Here is an 18,793-nt window from a genome sequence, read left to right on the forward strand (position 1 = left end):
TACTTCTCGGGATAACTTCCGGTATCAGCGGCCATTCCACTGGTCGACCTGCTCTCTGAGCCAGGATTCCCAGGCTTCGAATCCCTCGCCGGTCTTGGCGGATACAGGGAAGATCTGGATCTCCGGGTTTCTTTCCCGGGCAAACTCTTCGACCTTCTTCATGTCGAAATCGAAGTAAGGCAGGACATCTATCTTGTTGATGATCATTGCCTGGCACACCTGGAACATCAGAGGATATTTCAGCGGCTTGTCATGGCCTTCAGGGACCGACAGGATCGCCACATTTTTAACAGCACCTGTGTCGAACTCCGCCGGGCACACGAGATTCCCAACATTTTCCAGAACCACCAGGTCAAGCTCAGAAGCCCCGATCTCATCCAGGCCCTGTCTGGTCATCCCCGCATCCAGGTGGCACATTCCTCCCGTGTGGAGCTGAATGCTGGACACTCCCGTGTCTGCAATTGTTCTTGCATCCACGTCTCCGTCGATGTCGGCCTCCATCACTCCGATGGAATAGGAATCTTTAAGGTCCTTGATGGTCCTGCACAATGTGGTCGTTTTGCCGCTTCCCGGGGAAGACATCAGGTTCATAAGAAACGTCCTGTCTTCCTTGAGCTGCCGTCTTACCTTTTCGGCCTCCTGGTCATTGCTTGCGAACACGCTTTCCTTCAGTTCTATAACTCTTACGTTTTTCATCACCATCTACCTCGATCATTAACTTTCGCTGTCTGAGATCTCGATCTCATCGATTATGAACTCATTGCCCTGAAGGAGCCATGTGTTGGAACTGCCGCACTTCGGGCAGGTCTTGCCATGGGGGATGGCGTCGTAATCCTCTCCGCAGTCATCACAATGGTTGATGGCATGAACCGTGAGGACTTTCAGCTCGGCATTTTTCATCATGCTTTCCTTCTTGACAGCCCATTTCCAGCAGTCTTTAAGGTAACTCGGAATGACCGTAGATACCTGTCCGATGAGAAGTGTTACAGAGTCGATCTGGTCTGCCTTATTCTCTATGGCCACTTCCCTGGCTCTGTCTATTACGTTGAAAACCACTCCCAGCTCATGCATACTTGTTACCCCCTCGGTCATTACCTGTGGAATTTCACCTTAATGGCCTGCTTCAGCCCGTTCTTGATAGCCAGCTTCTTGGAATCCTCACATTTTTCCATTCTGGAGCAGTTCGGATTCTCTCTGTACAGGTGGATGGCATCGAAGGCGCATCTGGTCGTGCAAACTCCGCAACCCAGGCATCTGTTGGTATCTACGATGGAAGCTCCGCAGCCGAGGCATCTCGCCGTTTCCTTCTTGATCTGCTCTTCTGTGAATCCCGTCCTGTCGTCTCTGAACGTTCTCCTGAGGGCGTCATTGTAGCCAGGTCTCTGGCGAGGTGTATTGTCGAAGGTATCCCCATCGACCTTGATGTCCTTCTTATCCAGCTCGATGAACTCTCTCCTGTCTCTTCCGATGGTCAGGGTCGTGTGAGGCCTTACGTATCTGTGGATAGATACAGCGCCTTCCTTGCCTGCGGCAATCGCGTCAATGACGAACTTCTGTCCGGTCACCGCATCTCCGCCGGCGAATACTCCGTCCTCAGCAGTCTCGCAGGTCAAAGGATCTACGATGACAGTTCCGTTCCTGTTGAACTCGGCCTTCGTTCCCTTCAGCATGTCCTTCCACTGGATCTTCTGACCGATGCAATACAGGACGACATCTGCGTCTGCCACGATCTCCTGGCTTTTGTCGAACTTAGGATCGAAGCGTCCTTCTTCGTTCTTTACAGAGAGGCATTTAACGAACTTGATGGCCTTGCACTTTCCGTCTTCCTTGACGATCTCGGTCTGGCCCCATCCTGCGTGGATGGTAACTCCGTCTCTCTCTGTCTCTCCTCTGTCTTCAGGACCGCAAGGCATATCTTCATAGGACTCGAGGCAGTACATGTCGACGCTATCTGCACCACACCTTACAGCTGCCCTGGCCACGTCACAGCCGATATTTCCTCCGCCGATGACGACTACTCTCCCCTTGAGCGTGCCTGTTCCGTCCAGATTCACCTTCCTGATGAAGTCGATGCCGGCCTGTACGCCTTCTGCATCGTCTCCAGGGATGCCCAGCTTTCCGCCGGACTGGAGGCCGATGGCAAGGTAAAACGCCTTGAATCCCTGTTCCTTCAGCTCAGGAATGGTCACGTCCGTTCCGACCTCGATGCCGCAGCGGAACTCCACTCCCAGCTCCTTGAGGATGTCTATCTCTGCCTGAACTACGTCCTTTTCAAGACGGAAGTTAGGGATGCCGTTCATCATCATTCCGCCGACTCTGGATTCCTTCTCGAATACCACCGGATGGTATCCAGTTACCGCCAGGTAGTAAGCACAGGAAAGTCCTGCAGGACCTCCGCCAATGATGGCGATCTTCTCGTCGAACTCGCCGTATACCTTCGGAACGATTTTTTCCGGGATGAACCTCGTCGCCGCATCCAGATCCTTCTGAGCGATGAAGCGCTTCACCTCGTCTATGGCAACCGCCTCGTCGATGGTGCCCCTGGTGCAGGCATCCTCGCATCTCCTGTTGCAGACTCTGCCGCATACAGCAGGGAAAGGGTTCTCTCTCTTGATCAGCTCGAGGGCCTCTGTATATTTTCCCTGGGCCGCCAGCTTCAGATATCCCTGTACGGCGATGTGGGCAGGACATGCGGTCTTGCACGGTGATGTGCCCGTGTCATAGCAGTTGATCCTGTTGGTGTTCCTGTAGTCGTAGTCCCATTTGTCCTTGCCCCACTTCTCCAGTGAAGGAAGGGATCTCATAGGATACTTCACTTCCGATCCGTCTTCTCTGCACAGCTTCTGTCCAAGTTTCACGGCTCCCGCCGGACATTTCTCCACGCATCGGCCGCAGGCAACGCATTTTTCTTTGTCTACTCTTGCTACATAGGCAGATCTGGAAAGGTTCGGCGTGTTGAACAGCTGAGATGATCTGAGTCCGTAGCAGACGTTGCTGTTGCAGTTGCAGATGGCGAAAATCTTTTCCTCGCCGTCGATATTTGTGATCTGATGGACGAAGCCGTTCTTCTCGGCCTTCTCGATTATGCGGAGAGCCTCCTCCTTTGTGACATAAGTGCCGCCCTTGTCCTGCTCTACCACGTAGTCGGCCAGGTCACCGAGAGCTATACACCAGTTTTCAGGATCGTCCCCGCAGTTGTCGTCATAAGTGCTCCTCGACATCCTGCACGAGCAAGGGCTGGCGGCATACTTTCCTTCGTATTTATCGAGCCAGTACGAAATGTGCTCCACGGACACCGACTCGTTCTCCATGTCGATGGCCTTTTCCACCGGGATCACGTGCATCCCGATGCCGCCGCCCCCTTCAGGTACCATGTGGGAGATAGGTCCCAGGGCCACCCTTGCCATCTGCTCGAAGAAACTGCCCATTTCAGGATGTTCCTGCATAAGAGCGTGGTTCATGTTCGTGAACTCGCCGACGCCCGGGATCAGCACAGGAAGGTTCCACCTCTTCTCGTGATCAGGATTCTTGCCATCGAGATTTTCCCAGTTGTACTCCAGAAGTCCCGTCCACGTCATGTGATCCAGCATCTTCTTCAGGTCTTCGTCGTTCTTTCCCGAAAGCTGTTTAAGCTGCTCGAAGGTCTTTGGGATCCTCACTCCCATCTTGCAGGCGAGTTCTGCTTCCTCATCTGTTGCTATCGCAGCCAGGCCCCAGTATTCATAGTCCTCCTTGGTGATCGGTGACAATCCCAGATGTTTCTTCACATCGTTGGTAAGCAGCTTTGCCAGCTTTGCTACAGGCTGCCTGATCGGTCCGTCATCGTTGACAAAATCAGGGACTTTTTTCATCATGCCCTCGTACTGCCGGTTTTTCTCTTCAGTTGCTCTGTCCATAGCACTCTCCATTTCAACAGATTTTTCAAATTACGTTAGAAAAATCACATTCATAAATACAGATGCACATCCGACTAGTCATATCTGAAGCATAATCGAGGCTAAAATTGTTTTCAATCGAACACACGAAAAATAAAGCCGTATTTTCCAGTTATTTCGTTGATTCTGATTTAATCAGAGAGTTGATAATAAAAAAACGAGCGGCATCACATTTCGCTATATGCCGCCCTCCTATACGAATAGCGCAAGGCGCTATTCACTTTTTTCATTTTCCATCTCCATGCCCTGCCGGAAAAGCTCTTCTCCTCTCCTGTATGCCTCCATGGCGCCATCAGTGTCACCGTCGTCTATGAGCCGGGTGAATTTCTTCAGCACATTGACAGCCCTGTCCATCCCGCAGAGCTTGATCCACTCGACCCACAGCGGTATGGATACATCATGAAAAGCGTTGTAGATCATCGGAAGTACTATGTCTCCGCTGAGGACCGCCACCTTCCTGTGATATCTGAAGAGCATCTCAGCGTATTCCTCTATCGTGCTGTCCCCCTCCACCATCCTCTTCAGGATGTCATCTGCGATCCTGTCCAGCACCGCGATATCCTCGTCGGTGTGGTTCTCCGCCAGCAGCTGTATGGATTTGCTCTCAATGGCCTCTCTGAAGATCAGGATAGACTTGATGATCTTTATGTCCAACTCGTTCCCCTGGGACCTGAGGATCGTGACCAGCGTATCCAGGTTTCCTGTCTCGTAATAATCCGCCACTTCGATCTTCTGCCGCGGGGTGATCTTGAGGAAGCCCTTCTTTTCCAGAGACTTCATACCCATGTTCACGGCGCTCTTGCTGATACCCGTATATTTCGCCAGCTCGCTCTCCGACGGCAGCCTCGTCCCCGGGCTGAGCTCCCCGGATAGTATCATCTCCAGGATCTGATCCTCAAACATCTGAGAGACCGTGACACTGCGAATAGACTGAAACTCCATTTCCGCCCTCCCATCCTCTCGGAAGTCCTAAAACTAACTCTTTCTGACCAATTGACAGTATTCTAACATATATGGATGTAAAGTTCCCGGTCATAATGCACTGTGATCTTTTTTTCATCTTCATAAATATTGACCATCGTTCATAAATGGTGTTAGAATCTGACCGCAAAAAAAGTAATTTCATTCATTTGGATCATGGTGATCCGGAGGACGTGTGATGGAAAAGGAAATCGAAATGGAAAAAGAGAGGGATACCCATGTCGCTGCTCCTTCGGGAGAGAGTCAGGGTATTGATCCCGCTCCAGTTGTAAACACAGTTGGCACGGCTTCGCCGATGCCCCAGGATCCGGCCGAAGAGGCGTCTGCCGCCGCCGGTCAGAATGGACAGGGTCCGAAGGCCGATGAGCTGTACGACCGGGAGATGGTCCCCGAATTCACCAGCAGGCTCCGGCACAACCTGGTGCGCATGCCCAAGGCCATCTATTCCGCCAGCGGCATCATCATAAACGGCCGGCGCATCAAGAGCCTGATCTTCACCACTGATATAGCCATAATTCGTAACTGCGATGCCGACGCGGTGCTGGCGGTATACCCTTTCACCCCTCAGCCTACGATAAGCGGTGCCATAATCCGCAGCTCCTACATCCCGGTCTTCTGCGGGGTCGGCGGCGGCACCACCAAGGGCCTCCGCACGGTTGGTCTCGCAAAGGACGTGGAATCCCAGGGAGCCATGGGAGTGGTCCTGAATGCGCCTATCTCGAATCTCAACCTGCGAAGCGTAGCGCTGTCAGTCGACATTCCTGTGATAGTAACGGTCACGAAGGCCTCGACGGACATCGATGCCCGCCTGAGGGCCGGGGCTTCTATCATCAACGTGGCAGGTGGTGCCAACACCATCGAGATAGTGAAGAAGATAAGGAAGGAAAACAAGAAGGTCCCTATCATAGCCACTGGCGGAAAGACGGAGGAATCAATAGCCGCTACCATCGCGGCGGGTGCAAACGCCATCAGCTTCACGCCGCCTTCCACTAAGGAGCTCTTCTCCGCCACCATGGAGAAATACAGAGAACCGTAAACATTCAAGTCAGATCACTTTTTTCCGCAAAAAAACTCCGGAAGACTGCCAACCGAGGCAGACTCCTCCGGAGTTTTATTGTGGTCACGGTGTTGCGTCAGTCCGCGACCGTCATCTCATTAAGTTCACTATCCGTTTCTGCGGATCCTGTTCCTCCTGCGGATCATCCCGGCGCAGGCCGCTGCCGCGCAGATCAGCACGGCGGCGTAGATCATCAGGCGTCCTTCGTCGCCGGTCCTCACGCCTTTTACGGTAACCGTCTTAGTGGTCTTCGTGGTCTTCACCGTGGTAGTACCGCTGCCGTTGCCGCCAGTGCTTTCAGCCGGCTGGATGGTGTATGTCGTCCATCCTCTTGCCGGAGGTATGTAATACGTAGTATTTGCGTCTACTACGACCTCAGAGTAATTCTGTCCGTCCGGCGGCAGGATCTCGGCTCTCACGTGATACGTGCCGGCTTCGGAAGGTGCCGAATCCAGCTTCTCTCCCACCTGGCCGTTGTTATCGCTGTAGTACGTGAGGATCAGCCTCACCTTGTCCTGAGGCACTTCCTTATCGCCCACATATACGTGGAAATAAGGAGCCAAGTCATAGGAGGTGCCGTTCTCCACGAATTTCTCATCGTAGGCCCTGCTGACGATGGTGGCGTAATGTCCGCCCCACCACTCCATATAGATGTTGTTCAGCAGTGCCAGGCGCTGTGCGGCCTTTTCCTCGTCTGTCGTGGCCTGGTAGTCGGCGGTCTTCCCGGTGAGCTTGTTCAGCAGGACTCTGGAAGCGTATTTCTTGCTGTTCTCGCCCTTGCCGACGTAGATCACTCTTCCGTCCTCCGCCCCCTCCTTCACGCTGTCGTCATTTACTATGACGATCACGTTCTTGTAGTAGGCGGTGACCACCTTTCCGCCGATGTACTTGGCCGCATCTGTCGCCTGGGTGTTCGGCACGACCTTGCTGAGGCTGTCCCTGGTGAGCTGGAAGTACGTATCCCTCGCTCCCACGCCTTCGAGGCCGATCCCCGACTCGTTAGATTCTGCTTCCACCGTGGTGAAATCGAAGTATACCTTCGCCTCCTTGTAAGGCTCCGTGCTCAGGATGTAGTCAGTGTATTCCTTCGCCAGCTCCTCGAATTCATCCTGCTGATCCGCGGTGAAACCCTCTCCCGTTATCACGATCTGCTTGTTGTTGTAGTAGGAAGCAGCGCCCCAATAGGTATTCGGATCGTCGTTGTTCATGAGCTGCGTAGTCTTGAAACTGATCTGGAAATCCCTGGCCTTCTCTCCTATGATGTCTCCTGTTTCCTTGTCATAGGCGGTCGCCGTTACCGTGTATTTGCCCGGCTTCGTCGGGGCCTGATCGCTGTCGTAGCTCTCTGTGGCGCTGTCGGTATACGGGATCTTTCCTGTAAAATGCAGCTTCGCTGTATATTCTTTGTCATAGTTTACGGCTATGCTCACGTCCTCAGGCTGCCCGTCGTACACCTTATCCTCAGCGGTGACTGTGACGATGTCTGCAGGCCCGATGGTGTAAGTTCCGGTCTGAGTCGCCGCGTCGTAAGTGTCGTTTCCGGAAAAAGCAGCCGTTACGGTATATGTGCCCTGCTTTGACGGGATGCCGTCGACGGTGTTGCCGTTGGAGTCCTTGTAGGTCAGCTTGAGGGCGCTCCCCAGCTTGTCCCCCGTGGTCTCGTTTTTCCCCTTTCGGATGATGAAGTACTGGCTCATATCCGTTCCGGCATCAGATTCGTGGAACTCATCTGCGTATGTCTGGAAAAACAGCTTCGTGACGTTGCTCTTCTGACTTATGCTCTTCCTCAGCTCTTCCTTGCACACCTCGCAGAATCCGTATTCTTTTCCGAGGTACTGCATCTTGCAGCTCTGGCTCGGGTGATACCAGCCGTCGCCTCCGTCGGTGTACTCGTACACACCTACACCGTTTTTCCCGACGAACCTGGACCACTTCACCTTGGCCGGATCCGACTCCTGAGTCATGTTCGGCTTGGTCTCATCGGCATAGCTTGCACCGGCCCAGTACTCGTCTGCCAGGCCTCCGACCGTGTGTCCCATCTCGTGCATCATGATCTCACGGGCTTTGCTGTTGAGGGATGCAACGCAGATGTCACCACCACTGCCGCCGTAAACGTCTGAGTTGACGATCATCATGCTGAAGTCGGCGTCAGGAAGGTACTTCTGCTGAAGGGTCTTCACCAGCTGTACTCCCTCGCTGTCGTCCTCGAGGCCCAGAAGCCTCTGCATCCCGTACAGCCAGTACCTGGTGCCAAAGAACGTGTCTGTGGTGTCGGCGTCAGCCTCTTCCTTTGTCTGCGCCTTTGCGCCCTTTGCTCCGCTGTCCTTTGATGCGGTCCCCAGAGCGTAGATCTTGATCTCATCCTTGAACTCGTCATATGGAGATGTCTCCATGATATAATCCGCCGTGTTCGTGGCTTCTTTGTAAAAGTCCGTCTGCTGGCTGCTGGTGAAGCCGTCTCCGAAAATGAGTAGCACAAATGCGTCATCATCTGGAAGTGAGGAGTTGCCGTACACCAGCTTCAGCTCTCCTATGTCGCTCTCATCGTAGTCCGCGGTCCCACCGTTCTTAGCAGCGGTGCCGGTATTGTCCTCAGTCCCGCTGCCAGAAACATCCTGACCTGTGGTCTCTTCGTCTGTTGTGCTCGCGGTCGTACCGCTCTTGTCGGAGCTTGAGCTGCCGGAAACGCCAGAGCCTGAAGTTGCAGCGGTGCCGGAGCTTCCAGATCCGCTCGATCCGGACTGATCAGTCCCGCTCTGTTCAGTCTGGCTCGAAGTCTGAGAGCTCTCGTCTGCAAAGGCACTGATCGTGCCCAGCGAAGGAAGGCTCAGGATCACCGCAAGGGCCACCGCCATGATGACTGCTATCGGCCTTCTGCCTCTTCTATTTCTCATCTCGGTCCCTCCTTCTTGTTCCTGTAAATCCATGCCTTATCCATCGTTTACCTCCTTTCGATGAATTTATTTATAGAAACAAAAAACGTGTCAGTTTTGATTCGCCATGATGATAAATATTCTGTTTTAATTGGATTTTATGCGGTGGATTTGGTGATGTCAATTGGAGATGTTTGATTTGTAGAGATTTTTTTATGACTCTGAGGCGTGATTATGGTGGTTATGTGTGTCGGTATGATTGTAAGTGACAACAATTTATTGACTTAATAAGGTGTATTTTGTGTATCGTATACGCACCGCTGTGAGCTGATATAATGATTTCCAGTAACACTGAAAGATGCCGCCACATTTTTATTCAAGTGCAGCGACATCTGTTCTGAACTGTGACATTTTTTGCGGCATAAAGATTCGCCTGACTATGCAAGGCCAAGGGCTACATCTACGCCGAAGGCGTGCGCCATGATGATGATGGCGATGATCGGGTCGATGATTCCCATGGTGACCTTGTCGAATGTGCTGATCGACTTACCTCCGCCCTTCATGAGTTCTTTTTCCAGGCTGTTGTAGCCCCATACCCTGGTGGCGAATACAGCCGTCAGGAATGTGCCAAGAGGAAGAAGCACATACCCGGTAAACGTGTCCACCCAGTTGTATATGTTGTAGTATACCAGGCCTTCACTGGCGTAAATCCAAGGTATCCTTATTCCGCTGAGCAGTCCGCTCCCCTGTGAAAGCGAGCAGAAGATCCCACCGATGTACAGGACTATCCCCACCGCGACGCAGGCCTTCGTGTGAGAGATATGGACTTTTTCCGAAAGGGTCCTGGCAGGTATCTCCACAAATGTAAAGGCAGACGAGAGGACCGCAAACAGTACGGCCAGGAAAAACATACCGCCTATAATATTGCCTCCCGGCAGCTTGGCAAAGATGGTGGTCATGGCCTCGAAGATCAGAGAAGGTCCGGATGTCATTTTAGATCCCGATCCAACGACCGCAGGGATTATTGCAAACCCCGCAAGGACTGCGACAAAAGTATCAAAGAAGGATATCTGAGCCGCATCTGCCCTTAGGTCATGGTCGTCTCCGACACTGGCACCGAGAGTGGTGAAAATAGCCCAGCCGATGCCTACAGAAAAGAGGACCTGCATGCATGCGTCAGCAAACGTCCCGAAGTTCAACTTGTCCATGGATGGAACAAAGTAAAACTTCAGACCCAGCAGCGGATCATCTGATGTCATGAAAGCCCAGACACCGCATACTGCCAGGAGGACCATCAGAGCCGGCATCATGAATTTGCAAAACGACTCCACCTTGCCCGTCAGCCCCTTTGTCAGAACGAAAACCGTAAATGTCAGTATGATAGCCCCGTAGATCAGCGGTTCCAGAGGCCGCGAGATGAAGTTGAAGTAATATGCCGCTTTGTCCGTTCCAAAGTCGGCGCCGGTGAAGAACGCTACCGTATATTTCAGGATGTATCCGCTTACTATCATGTAATAGAAGCATATCATGACCGTGCAGAGCACGTTGATGACTCCTACGAACTTCCATTTGGAGTTTATTTTTCCAAAGGCGTCCACAGGGTTAGACCTGCCGTGACGGCCTATAGCCGATTCAATGGCCACCTGAGGTCTCGCCAGCAGAACCGCGACGATCAGGTACATCACCAGGAACGTACCTCCACCGTCGCCGTATACCAGATACGGGAACTTCCATATGTTTCCCAGTCCTACAGCAGCACCAGCTGCGACCATGATATATCCTATCCTGGAATTGAACCTTGCGGATCCATCTGCAGTGGCACTTCCGGTATTTCCGTCACGAAGACTGAGTCCACTATCGTACACCTCTTCCATCTCTTCAGATAATATATCGTTCATGATCAGTCTCTCCCCTCTTTGTACCGGCAGTATCCCTCATTGCATGTTTCCATGCTCCCCTTTTCAACGCCGGAATGTGACAACATCTTTTTTTAATAGTGTAGTCACTTTGAGCAAAAAGTCAAGTGTTTTCATTTAATATACAATATCTTATCTAGCAATTTAGTTATTTTGACAATACAAATGGTTAGCAGGCGTTGATGCACACGCTGCGTGCATCTTTCCCGTTCCAGATCAAACGAAAAGCGGGGCTGCCGCATTTCAAAAAGCAAAATGCGGCAGCCCCACCATGATTACTCTATCGTGATCCCCGGATCCACCTCCAGGCTGTCTTCTGTCACTATACAAGGCAAGTCGATCTTCTTTACTCCCGCCCTGGCCGCTTCATCCAGGGCTTTCCCGAATTCCGGCTGGGTCTCCACGTTAGGCCTCACTTCGTACACACCTTCGGTCTGGATCACAAAGGCTATGTAACAGTGATGGCCCTGTTCTGCCAGCCGGATCAGCTCGTGGATGTGCTTTACTCCCCTGATCGTCGGCGCGTCCGGGAAGTACCCGATATCGCCCTTTATCAGAGTGCAGCCTTTTACCTCCATGAAAAACTCTTCGCCGTCTTTCACCATGTGAAAGTCGATGCGGGAGTCGTCCACCGAATATTCCGGAGTTATCTCGTCGAAATATCCAAGGCCTTCCAGCCACTCTCCCACAACCTTGTTGGGCGCCTGGCTGTCCATATTCAGGAGGCGGCCGTCTCTTCGGCACACTCCCACAAGATCGTATTCGGTCTTCCTTGTGCTCGATGGAACGTGATCCAGAAAAACCGTATTTCCCGGCTCCAGAAGCTCCCGGCAACGTCCGGTGTTCTTCACGTGGACCACGGTGTCCTCTCCGCCGATGTCCACGTGAGCGATGAAGCGGTTTGGCCTGCTTATAAAATTTCCTTTTACTACATGATCGTATCTCATACGGCTGGTCCGTCCTCGTTTACCTGCTACTGGACCATCCAGCTCTTTACCATGGCTATCTCCCGGCGGTATCCATCCATGTCGTTAGGCGTCTCGAGGATGAACGGTCTTCCCTGCAGCATCGGATGTGTGGCCACAGCCTTCAGGGCCTCCGCCCCGATCTCGCCCTCTCCCAGCCTGGCGTGCCTGTCTTTCCTGGCTCCCAGACCGTTGAGAGAGTCGTTCAGGTGAACGGCCTTTACTTTTTCGAGCCCGATAACATCGTCAAGCTCTCTGAGCACGCCGTCCAGATCTCCGATGATGTCGTAACCTCCGTCCCAGATGTGGCACGTGTCGAGACAGATGCCCAGCCTGTCCCTCAGATCCGGCTCCACCGCCTCTATGATCTGTTCCAGATCCTGGAAGTTCCGTCCTATCTCCGTGCCCTTTCCCGCCATGGTCTCAAGGAGCACCACGGTCTTCTGATCGGGCCTCATGTACCTGTTGAGCACCTCCGCGATCCTGGCGATGCATTCATCTTTGTCCTGCTTCAGGAAATTTCCGGGATGAAAGTTGAAATAATTCCCCGGCAGAAGCTCCATCTTCGCTAGGTCATCCCTGAAGCACTCCTCGGCGAACTCCCTGGTGCGGTCTTTATCGGAGCAGAGATTCATGGTATAGGGTGCGTGAGCCACGAGCCTGCCAAAAGAATTTTCCCCGAGGAACTCCATCAGACCTTCCATGTCCTCCACGTCCACCGCCTTGGCGCTGCCGCCCCTTGGATTCCTGGTGAAGAAGGCAAAGGTATCACCGCCCAGGTCCTCCATGGTCTTCCCCATGGCAAGGTACCCCGATGAAACAGAAAGATGGCATCCGATATTTATCATAATGAAAGCACCTCCAGATAGTCTTTCAGCAATACGAAATAAAAAGCCGTCCCCACGAACGCATACGGGAGCATCGGCTTGTGTTCCCTGAGGCTCACGCCGCGGAAAGCCACGAGATACAGGCCGTGTACTGCCCCCGCGAGAGTGGTGAGGACGAAGATCCACAGGATCCCGGAGCGTCCTGCCACAAGGCCCATGGCCGCCAGGAATTTCAGATCCGCCCCGCCTATGGCCTCTCTGTGAAAAACGAGGTACCCAAGCGCGAGGAGAGCGACGCCCAGGGCCAGCCCAGCGCCCGCCCCCGTGAGAGGCTCCCACCACTTTTCGTTCATCCCTATGAATCCAAGGGCCGACACCGCCAGCAGTATGTTCAGCTGGTCTGGCACCACCATGTACTTCCAGTCGGCGATGGCCATCTCGAGGACTATGAACAGTGCAAAAAGGACAGCCAGCTCGTACTGCAGGGTGTCCATCGCCGCCATGTACAGGCCGCACACTCCCAGGATCCCCGTGAAAACGAATTTCCACGGGCTCCCGGGCACCCTCTGTCTCTGCTGGATGTCCTCGGGAAGCTTTCCATCGTCCTTGAACCACTGAGCCGGCAGGTGGTTGAACACAACTACGCTGCCGCTCCCCATCAAAACGGCCAGGGCCACGGCGAGAATGAACCTGGCCCCGATTATGATATAGTAATACTCCATGTGTCTCCCGGTTACTTGTTGGATTTCCTCCAGAGCTTCAGCTCCTGAGCCCCGGCGATCAGCTCATCCCTGAAATCAGGATGGGCAATTGAGATCAGCGCCTCCGCCCTCTCCCACACTGAGAGGCCAGCCAGCTCCGCCATGCCGTACTCGGTGACGATGGTCATGGCCTGGCTCCTCGGATCAGTCACGATGTCTCCCGGCAGAGTTGGCACGATCCTGGAGTGGACCACGCCCTTCTTGTCGGTGAAGGTGGAGGTCATGCAGATGAAGCTCTGCGAGGTCGGGTTGTCGAAAGCCCCCGTCAGGAAGTCCAGCTGCCCGCCAGTCCCGCTTATCTGCCTGTGTCCGGCGCTCTCGGCGCTTATCTGTCCGTAGAGGTCGACCGAAATGCAGCTGTTGATGGAAACGAAATTATCGATATCAGCGATCACCTTCGGGTCGTTGACGTATGACATTGGCGCTGTGCACATGGACGGGTTGTCATCCATCCAGTCGTAGAGTTCCTTGTTTCCGTATCCGAGGCCGAACACCGACTTGCCCCTGAACACGGACTTCTTCGAGTTGTTCAGCTTGCCGGCCTTATACATATTGTAGAAAGAATTAACCAGCAGCTCTGAATGCGCTCCCAGGTCCTTCAGGTCCGATTCGGCGATCATCCCTCCGATTGCGTCAGGCATGGCGCCTACACCGAGCTGTATCGTGGAACCGTTCCTTATTTTCGGGACGATCATGGAAGCGATCTTCTTGTCCAGCTCGCCCGGCACGCTCGGCGGTATCTCGAGCAGCGGCTCGTGCTCTCCCTCCACCACCATGTCCACCTCGGAGATGTGTATGCAGTTGTCGAAGCCCTGGACCACCGGCAGGTGTTCGTTGACCTCAAGTATGATCACGTCGGCCACGTCCATCACCGCCCTTGCGCAGGCGTTGTTTATGGAAAAAGAGAAGTACCCGTGGCGATCCATCGGCGGCACTGCCATCATGGCGACGTTCACCGTAAGGTATCTCTCATAATATTCAGGCAGATTTCTGAACAGCATTGGAATAAAGCTGCAAAGTCCCCTGTCGCAGAGTTTTCTCTCGTAGCTCACCATATGCCACGCATTATACGTAAAGTGCTCTCTCTCGGGATCATCCTCCACGACGTGGATCGGTCCATTGCTCAGAAGCCCTCTTATCTTAACGTCCTCCAGCTCGTCCTTCCTCTTCGCCAGAGCCTGGTCCAGCAGCTGAGGGAATCCGTAGTTGGCGCTGTAGTCCACCCAGTCCCCGCTCCTGACCACCTTAACAGCCTCATCCGGGGTCCTGAGTTTTGATCTGTATTCGCTGATGTAGTCCATTGGACATCCTCCTTCCGCAGCCCATATACCTGTTTTTATTCAAATCACTTGAAAATTATACCACCTTATTCCGGCTTTCTGCCGTGGAACTGATAATACTGGGTCATGATCTGACCGTTGTACAGCTTGCGCCGGCGGTCCGCCTTCCTGTGAAAATACTTTTCCTCCACGTCCTTAGCCGCGGTTATCAGGAAAAGTGACCAGCTCGGATCCTCATCCAGTATCTCCGCCAGGTGACCGTAGATGCTGTCTAACTCCTCGTCGCCGCCTATCCTTCTGCCATAGGGCGGATTGGTGACGATGATGCCGTTGTTTTCCCTCGGGGCGAATTCCTTCATGTCCATCCTGTACAGGTGGATGTCCTCGTCCACCCCCGCCTCCTCCGCATTTGCCGCCGCGGCCTTCAGCGCCTGGCCGCTGATATCGAATCCCTGAAGGCGCAGCTCCTTATCGTAGTCGATGGCACTGTAAGCTCTTGCTTTTTCCTCCTTCCAGAGCTCCTCTGGGATCATGTCCCAGCTCTGAAAGGCGAACTCCCTGTTCAGCCCGGGAGCGATGTTCCTCGCCCAGAGCGCAGCCTCGATAAGTATCGTCCCTGAGCCGCAGCAGGTGTCGACCAGGAGCCTGTCATCTCCACGCCAGTAGCAGAGCTGGATCAGTGCTGCAGCCAGGGTCTCCTTCATGGGAGCCGCCACGTTCGCCACCCTGTACCCCCGCTTGTGCAGAGCCGGACCGCTGGTGTCCATGAGGACGGTAACGCGGTCCTTCAGGATGGAAAAGCGGATGCGGTACTGCGCTCCGTCCTCGGGCAGGCGGGCTCTGGCGTAAGTCAGTGAGAGCTTTTCCACCACTGCCTTCTTTATTATGCTCTGGCATGCGGGAACACTGTGGAGTACGGACTTGACCGAAGTCCCTTCCACCGGAAAGGCACCGTCCGGTGATATGTACTGTTCCCAGGGTATGGCCTTGATCTGCTGGAAGAGTTCCTCGAATGTCACCGCTCTGAATTCCCCGAGCTTGATGTATACACGGTCTCCAGACCTGAGCCACAGGTTGCTCCGGACTATCGCCCTTTCGTCTCCGAGGAAGGTGATCCGTCCGTCTTCTGTTTTTATGACCTTCAGGCCCATGCCTTCCAGTTCACGCCTGACCACCGCCTCCAGTCCGAAGGCAGCCGTCGCAGCCAGTTCCATCTTCATACAGCCGCCTCCCTATCTACTGCCGGCAAAACTTTTTTCCTCTTGATATAAAAAATAGCATCGCAGGGATGCCGCTGAAAAAATTATACATGCTTTCTATTTTCATGGCAAAAAAATTTCAAAAACAGGTTGTACTTATTCTACCATTATGGTACAGTTAGGTAAATCAATTGCACGCCACTAAATATAGGAAAATTAATACGGATTTGTGAAGCAATTGATGATATATTGGTCTATAATTCAATTAGCCGATAAAGGGCTATAGTATTTTAGCTCGACAGAGCAGAAAGATCAGAGGTGACAATTATGGCTAAATGGGTATGTTCAGTATGCGGTTACGTTCATGAGGGAGACGAGCCACCAAAGGAATGCCCGGTTTGCAAGGCTCCTGCTGAGAAGTTCACAAAGCAGGAAGGCGAGATGACATGGGCATCCGAGCACGTACTGGGAGTTGCACAGGGCTCCAGCGAGGACATCATGGAGGATCTGAGAGCAAACTTCAACGGTGAGTGCTCCGAGGTAGGTATGTACCTGGCAATGGCAAGAGTTGCCTTCAGAGAGGGATATCCTGAGATCGGTATGTACTATGAGAAGGCCGCTTACGAGGAGGCTGAGCACGCTTCCAAGTTCGCAGAGCTCCTGGGTGAGGTCCTCACAGACAGCACAAAGAAGAACCTGGAGATGAGGATCGATGCCGAGAACGGCGCCACAGCTGGCAAGACAGACCTGGCAAAGAGAGCCAAGGCTGCTAACCTGGACGCTATCCACGACACAGTACACGAGATGGCAAGAGACGAGGCTAGACACGGCAAGGCCTTCAAGGCACTGCACGACAGATATTTCAAGTAGTCAGCCATCCTTATAGGGTGTTTACAGATGAGGCGGGCCCTTCGGGGTCCGCTTTCATATTGTTGTAAAAATATCACCTCTGTGATATGGTGGCACTTGAAAAGACTTATCAACAATTCCATTACGAGAAGGGATCTGAATTATAAATGGAAATACGCAAATCATCTGAAGACTATCTGGAGACGATGCTCATACTGAAGGAAGAGCACGGATACATCCGCTCCATAGATATCGCTCATCACATGGGTGTCACCAAGCCGAGCGTGTCTTACGCCACCAAACGTCTGAGGGAAAACGGCTACATCGAGATGGGCTCTGACGGACTGATCACCCTCACGGATTCCGGCATGGAGATCGCCAGAAAAATATATGACAGACACAAGATGATCTCCAGGTTCCTCATCATGCTGGGTGTAACACCGGAGGTCGCTCAGGACGACGCCTGCAAGCTGGAGCACGACATCAGCAACGAAACCTACGATGCCCTATGCCATCATGTGAACGATTTTCTCTCGTCATGCCCGAAGATCCACGGAGGCAAGGATGGCGAGGCGATCGAGTGCTCAGAGCTGGAAAAGTGATCGACGGCGATGCGGGAAAGTGCGTCAAGCGTGCCAAAGTTTTCCAGTGAGAAACGTCCCCGTTGACGACAAAAGGGAGCAGGCGGTCATCGCCTGCTCCCTCTTTAAATCCACCGTTTCTGCTTCGGGGGATCGCTCCCCTGCTCCGACTAGCCTTCGATCTGTACCAGCTGCTTCTGTTCTCTCTCCGGCAGTTTGTCTTCCTTTGGAACTGTCAGCTGCAGCACGCCGTTGCTGAAGTTTGCCTTCACATCATCGGATGTCAGCTTGTCACCTACGTAATAACTCCTCTCGCACGAACCTGTGTAGCACTCCTTGCGGATGTACTTGCCGTCTTCCTTGTCCTCGGTGTTCTCTGTGTGGTTAGCTCTTACGGTCAGGTAACCGTTCTTGATCTCTACTTCAACGTCCTCTTTATTGTAGCCAGGAAGCTGAACATCCAGCTCGTAGGAATCGTCCAGTTCCTTGATGTCGGTGCGCATGCTGTTGCTTCCGTATGTTACACGCTTCATAGGTGCTGCAAAGAAATCGTTGAAAAAGTCATCTGCAAAATCATTACTGAATACACTTGGATACAACATAATATAGCCTCCTTGTAAATTTTATCTTTATTTCTACCGGACGGACCGGTTTTTTGCTCCCACCGGGAGTTGCTCCAACATCCTTCCTCAGGATCCCCTCTCTGGATCCCCTCCTTGCTTGCAAGTATGTTATAGTCCTTTTTGTTAGCACTGTCAAGCGCTGAGTGCTAATTTTTTAAAAAAATTTTTGTCCACGTTCCGTAGGTTGTGGTGATCCGGTACTGCCGGTAAAATAGCTTTGCCGTTGATGATCCAAGAGCAGGAAAAAGCGTGCGACACCGCCGTTCAACAACTGCGATCCACGCCGGTGATATTTTATATACAGATAACGGAAGGAATAGAGAAAAATGGATAAGTACGTTACAGGTGCCGTGATCAGACGGCTCAGGGAAGAAAGGCATATGACACAGGAGGAGCTGGCGGAAAAATTATTTGTCAGCAGTAAGGCTATAAGCAAGTGGGAGACGGGAAAAGGCTTCCCGGACGTCACCCTGCTGGAGCCGCTGGCCGCCGCACTTGGCATCTCTACCATCGAACTTTTTGCGGGAGAAGACGTCACAAACAAAAACAAGTCCTCAAACATGTTGAGGACGAAATTCTACGTCTGCCCTGTCTGCGGCAACATCGTCCACAGCTCCGGTGAGGCGGTGGTCAGCTGCTGCGGCATCACCCTGCCCCCTCTCGAAGCCGAGGCGCCAGACGACGGCCACGGCATCAGCGTTGAGAGCGACGGATACGAGCTTTATGTGACCTTGGATCACCCGATGACCAAAGACCACTATATATCTTTTATAGCCGCACTTTCCGACCATGGCGTGCAGCTCGTGAAACTCTACCCAGAGGGGACGGCAGAGGCCAGGTTCTCAGGGTCACGTGTAAAAAGAGTCTTCGCGTATTGCAACAGACACGGTCTTTTCGAAGCAAAGGTCTCCCGAAAAAGTTCCTCATCCGCCCCGCGCCAGTAGAC

The 18,793-nt window shown here is 53.0% G+C and carries 16 protein-coding genes; 4 read left to right on the top strand and 12 right to left on the bottom strand.

Annotated features, from left to right (window positions below):
* Positions 1 to 24: 24 nt before the first annotated feature.
* From hypB to BQ7382_RS05555, 4 genes are all read right to left on the bottom strand, one after another.
* The gene (gene hypB / locus BQ7382_RS05540; RefSeq protein WP_077391238.1) at positions 25 to 696 is read right to left on the bottom strand and encodes a hydrogenase nickel incorporation protein HypB; all 672 of its coding nucleotides are present in this window, start codon (positions 694 to 696) and stop codon (positions 25 to 27) included.
* An 18-nt stretch (positions 697 to 714) separates the two neighbouring features.
* Positions 715 to 1,071, bottom strand: a complete 357-nt coding sequence (locus BQ7382_RS05545; RefSeq protein ID WP_077391108.1) for a hydrogenase maturation nickel metallochaperone HypA — start codon at positions 1,069 to 1,071, stop codon at positions 715 to 717.
* Between the two features lie 20 nt (positions 1,072 to 1,091).
* Positions 1,092 to 3,896 (bottom strand): FAD-dependent oxidoreductase, encoded by a 2,805-nt coding sequence (locus BQ7382_RS05550; protein WP_235847955.1) that lies wholly within the window; start codon positions 3,894 to 3,896, stop codon positions 1,092 to 1,094.
* Positions 3,897 to 4,148: 252 nt separating this feature from the next.
* Positions 4,149 to 4,877 carry a FadR/GntR family transcriptional regulator gene (locus BQ7382_RS05555; protein WP_077391109.1) on the bottom strand — a complete coding sequence of 243 codons (729 nt, stop codon included), beginning with the start codon at positions 4,875 to 4,877 and terminating at the stop codon, positions 4,149 to 4,151.
* Positions 4,878 to 5,094: 217 nt separating this feature from the next.
* On the opposite strand from BQ7382_RS05555, the gene BQ7382_RS05560 reads away from it, so the two are divergent.
* Entirely contained in the window at positions 5,095 to 5,952 is an 858-nt protein-coding gene (locus BQ7382_RS05560; protein WP_328587313.1) for a hydrolase, read from the top strand.
* Positions 5,953 to 6,080: 128 nt separating this feature from the next.
* Here BQ7382_RS05560 and BQ7382_RS05565 read toward each other — a convergent pair whose 3' ends face one another.
* The 7 genes from BQ7382_RS05565 to BQ7382_RS05595 form a co-directional block, all read right to left on the bottom strand.
* Positions 6,081 to 8,867 carry a M64 family metallopeptidase gene (locus BQ7382_RS05565; RefSeq protein WP_077391110.1) on the bottom strand — a complete coding sequence of 929 codons (2,787 nt, stop codon included), beginning with the start codon at positions 8,865 to 8,867 and terminating at the stop codon, positions 6,081 to 6,083.
* Between the two features lie 416 nt (positions 8,868 to 9,283).
* Positions 9,284 to 10,744 carry a sodium-dependent transporter gene (locus tag BQ7382_RS05570; protein WP_077391111.1) on the bottom strand — a complete coding sequence of 487 codons (1,461 nt, stop codon included), beginning with the start codon at positions 10,742 to 10,744 and terminating at the stop codon, positions 9,284 to 9,286.
* 293 nt (positions 10,745 to 11,037) lie between these two features.
* On the bottom strand, positions 11,038 to 11,709 hold the full coding sequence (sfsA, locus tag BQ7382_RS05575) for a DNA/RNA nuclease SfsA (protein ID WP_077391112.1): 672 nt from the start codon (positions 11,707 to 11,709) through the stop codon (positions 11,038 to 11,040).
* Between the two features lie 26 nt (positions 11,710 to 11,735).
* Positions 11,736 to 12,575: a deoxyribonuclease IV gene (locus BQ7382_RS05580; RefSeq protein ID WP_077391113.1), complete on the bottom strand. Its 840-nt coding sequence runs from the start codon at positions 12,573 to 12,575 to the stop codon at positions 11,736 to 11,738.
* The gene (locus BQ7382_RS05585) at positions 12,572 to 13,276 is read right to left on the bottom strand and encodes an A24 family peptidase (protein WP_077391114.1); all 705 of its coding nucleotides are present in this window, start codon (positions 13,274 to 13,276) and stop codon (positions 12,572 to 12,574) included. The genes BQ7382_RS05580 and BQ7382_RS05585 overlap by 4 nt, the downstream gene beginning before the upstream one ends.
* Before the next feature lie 11 nt (positions 13,277 to 13,287).
* Positions 13,288 to 14,616, bottom strand: a complete 1,329-nt coding sequence (locus BQ7382_RS05590) for an acetyl-CoA hydrolase/transferase family protein (RefSeq protein WP_077391115.1) — start codon at positions 14,614 to 14,616, stop codon at positions 13,288 to 13,290.
* A gap of 65 nt (positions 14,617 to 14,681) precedes the next feature.
* Positions 14,682 to 15,815, bottom strand: a complete 1,134-nt coding sequence (locus BQ7382_RS05595) for a THUMP domain-containing class I SAM-dependent RNA methyltransferase (protein ID WP_077391116.1) — start codon at positions 15,813 to 15,815, stop codon at positions 14,682 to 14,684.
* A 306-nt stretch (positions 15,816 to 16,121) separates the two neighbouring features.
* Here BQ7382_RS05595 and BQ7382_RS05600 point away from each other — a divergent pair, with 306 nt between their 5' ends.
* Together BQ7382_RS05600 and BQ7382_RS05605 are read left to right on the top strand one after the other, a co-directional pair.
* A complete protein-coding gene (locus tag BQ7382_RS05600) occupies positions 16,122 to 16,664 on the top strand; it encodes an NADH peroxidase (RefSeq protein ID WP_077391117.1) in 543 nt (180 codons plus the stop codon).
* 146 nt (positions 16,665 to 16,810) lie between these two features.
* Positions 16,811 to 17,245, top strand: coding sequence for a metal-dependent transcriptional regulator (locus tag BQ7382_RS05605; protein WP_077391118.1), 435 nt, complete (start codon positions 16,811 to 16,813; stop codon positions 17,243 to 17,245).
* A 149-nt stretch (positions 17,246 to 17,394) separates the two neighbouring features.
* Here BQ7382_RS05605 and BQ7382_RS05610 read toward each other — a convergent pair whose 3' ends face one another.
* A complete protein-coding gene (locus tag BQ7382_RS05610; RefSeq protein ID WP_077391119.1) occupies positions 17,395 to 17,826 on the bottom strand; it encodes an Hsp20/alpha crystallin family protein in 432 nt (143 codons plus the stop codon).
* 347 nt (positions 17,827 to 18,173) lie between these two features.
* On the opposite strand from BQ7382_RS05610, the gene BQ7382_RS05615 reads away from it, so the two are divergent.
* Positions 18,174 to 18,791 (top strand): helix-turn-helix domain-containing protein, encoded by a 618-nt coding sequence (locus BQ7382_RS05615; protein WP_077391120.1) that lies wholly within the window; start codon positions 18,174 to 18,176, stop codon positions 18,789 to 18,791.
* Positions 18,792 to 18,793 lie beyond the last annotated feature (2 nt).

It is taken from the genome of Mobilibacterium timonense (genome assembly GCF_900155555.1).
GTDB classification, from domain to species: Bacteria; Bacillota; Clostridia; order Peptostreptococcales; family Anaerovoracaceae; genus Allobaileyella; species Allobaileyella timonense.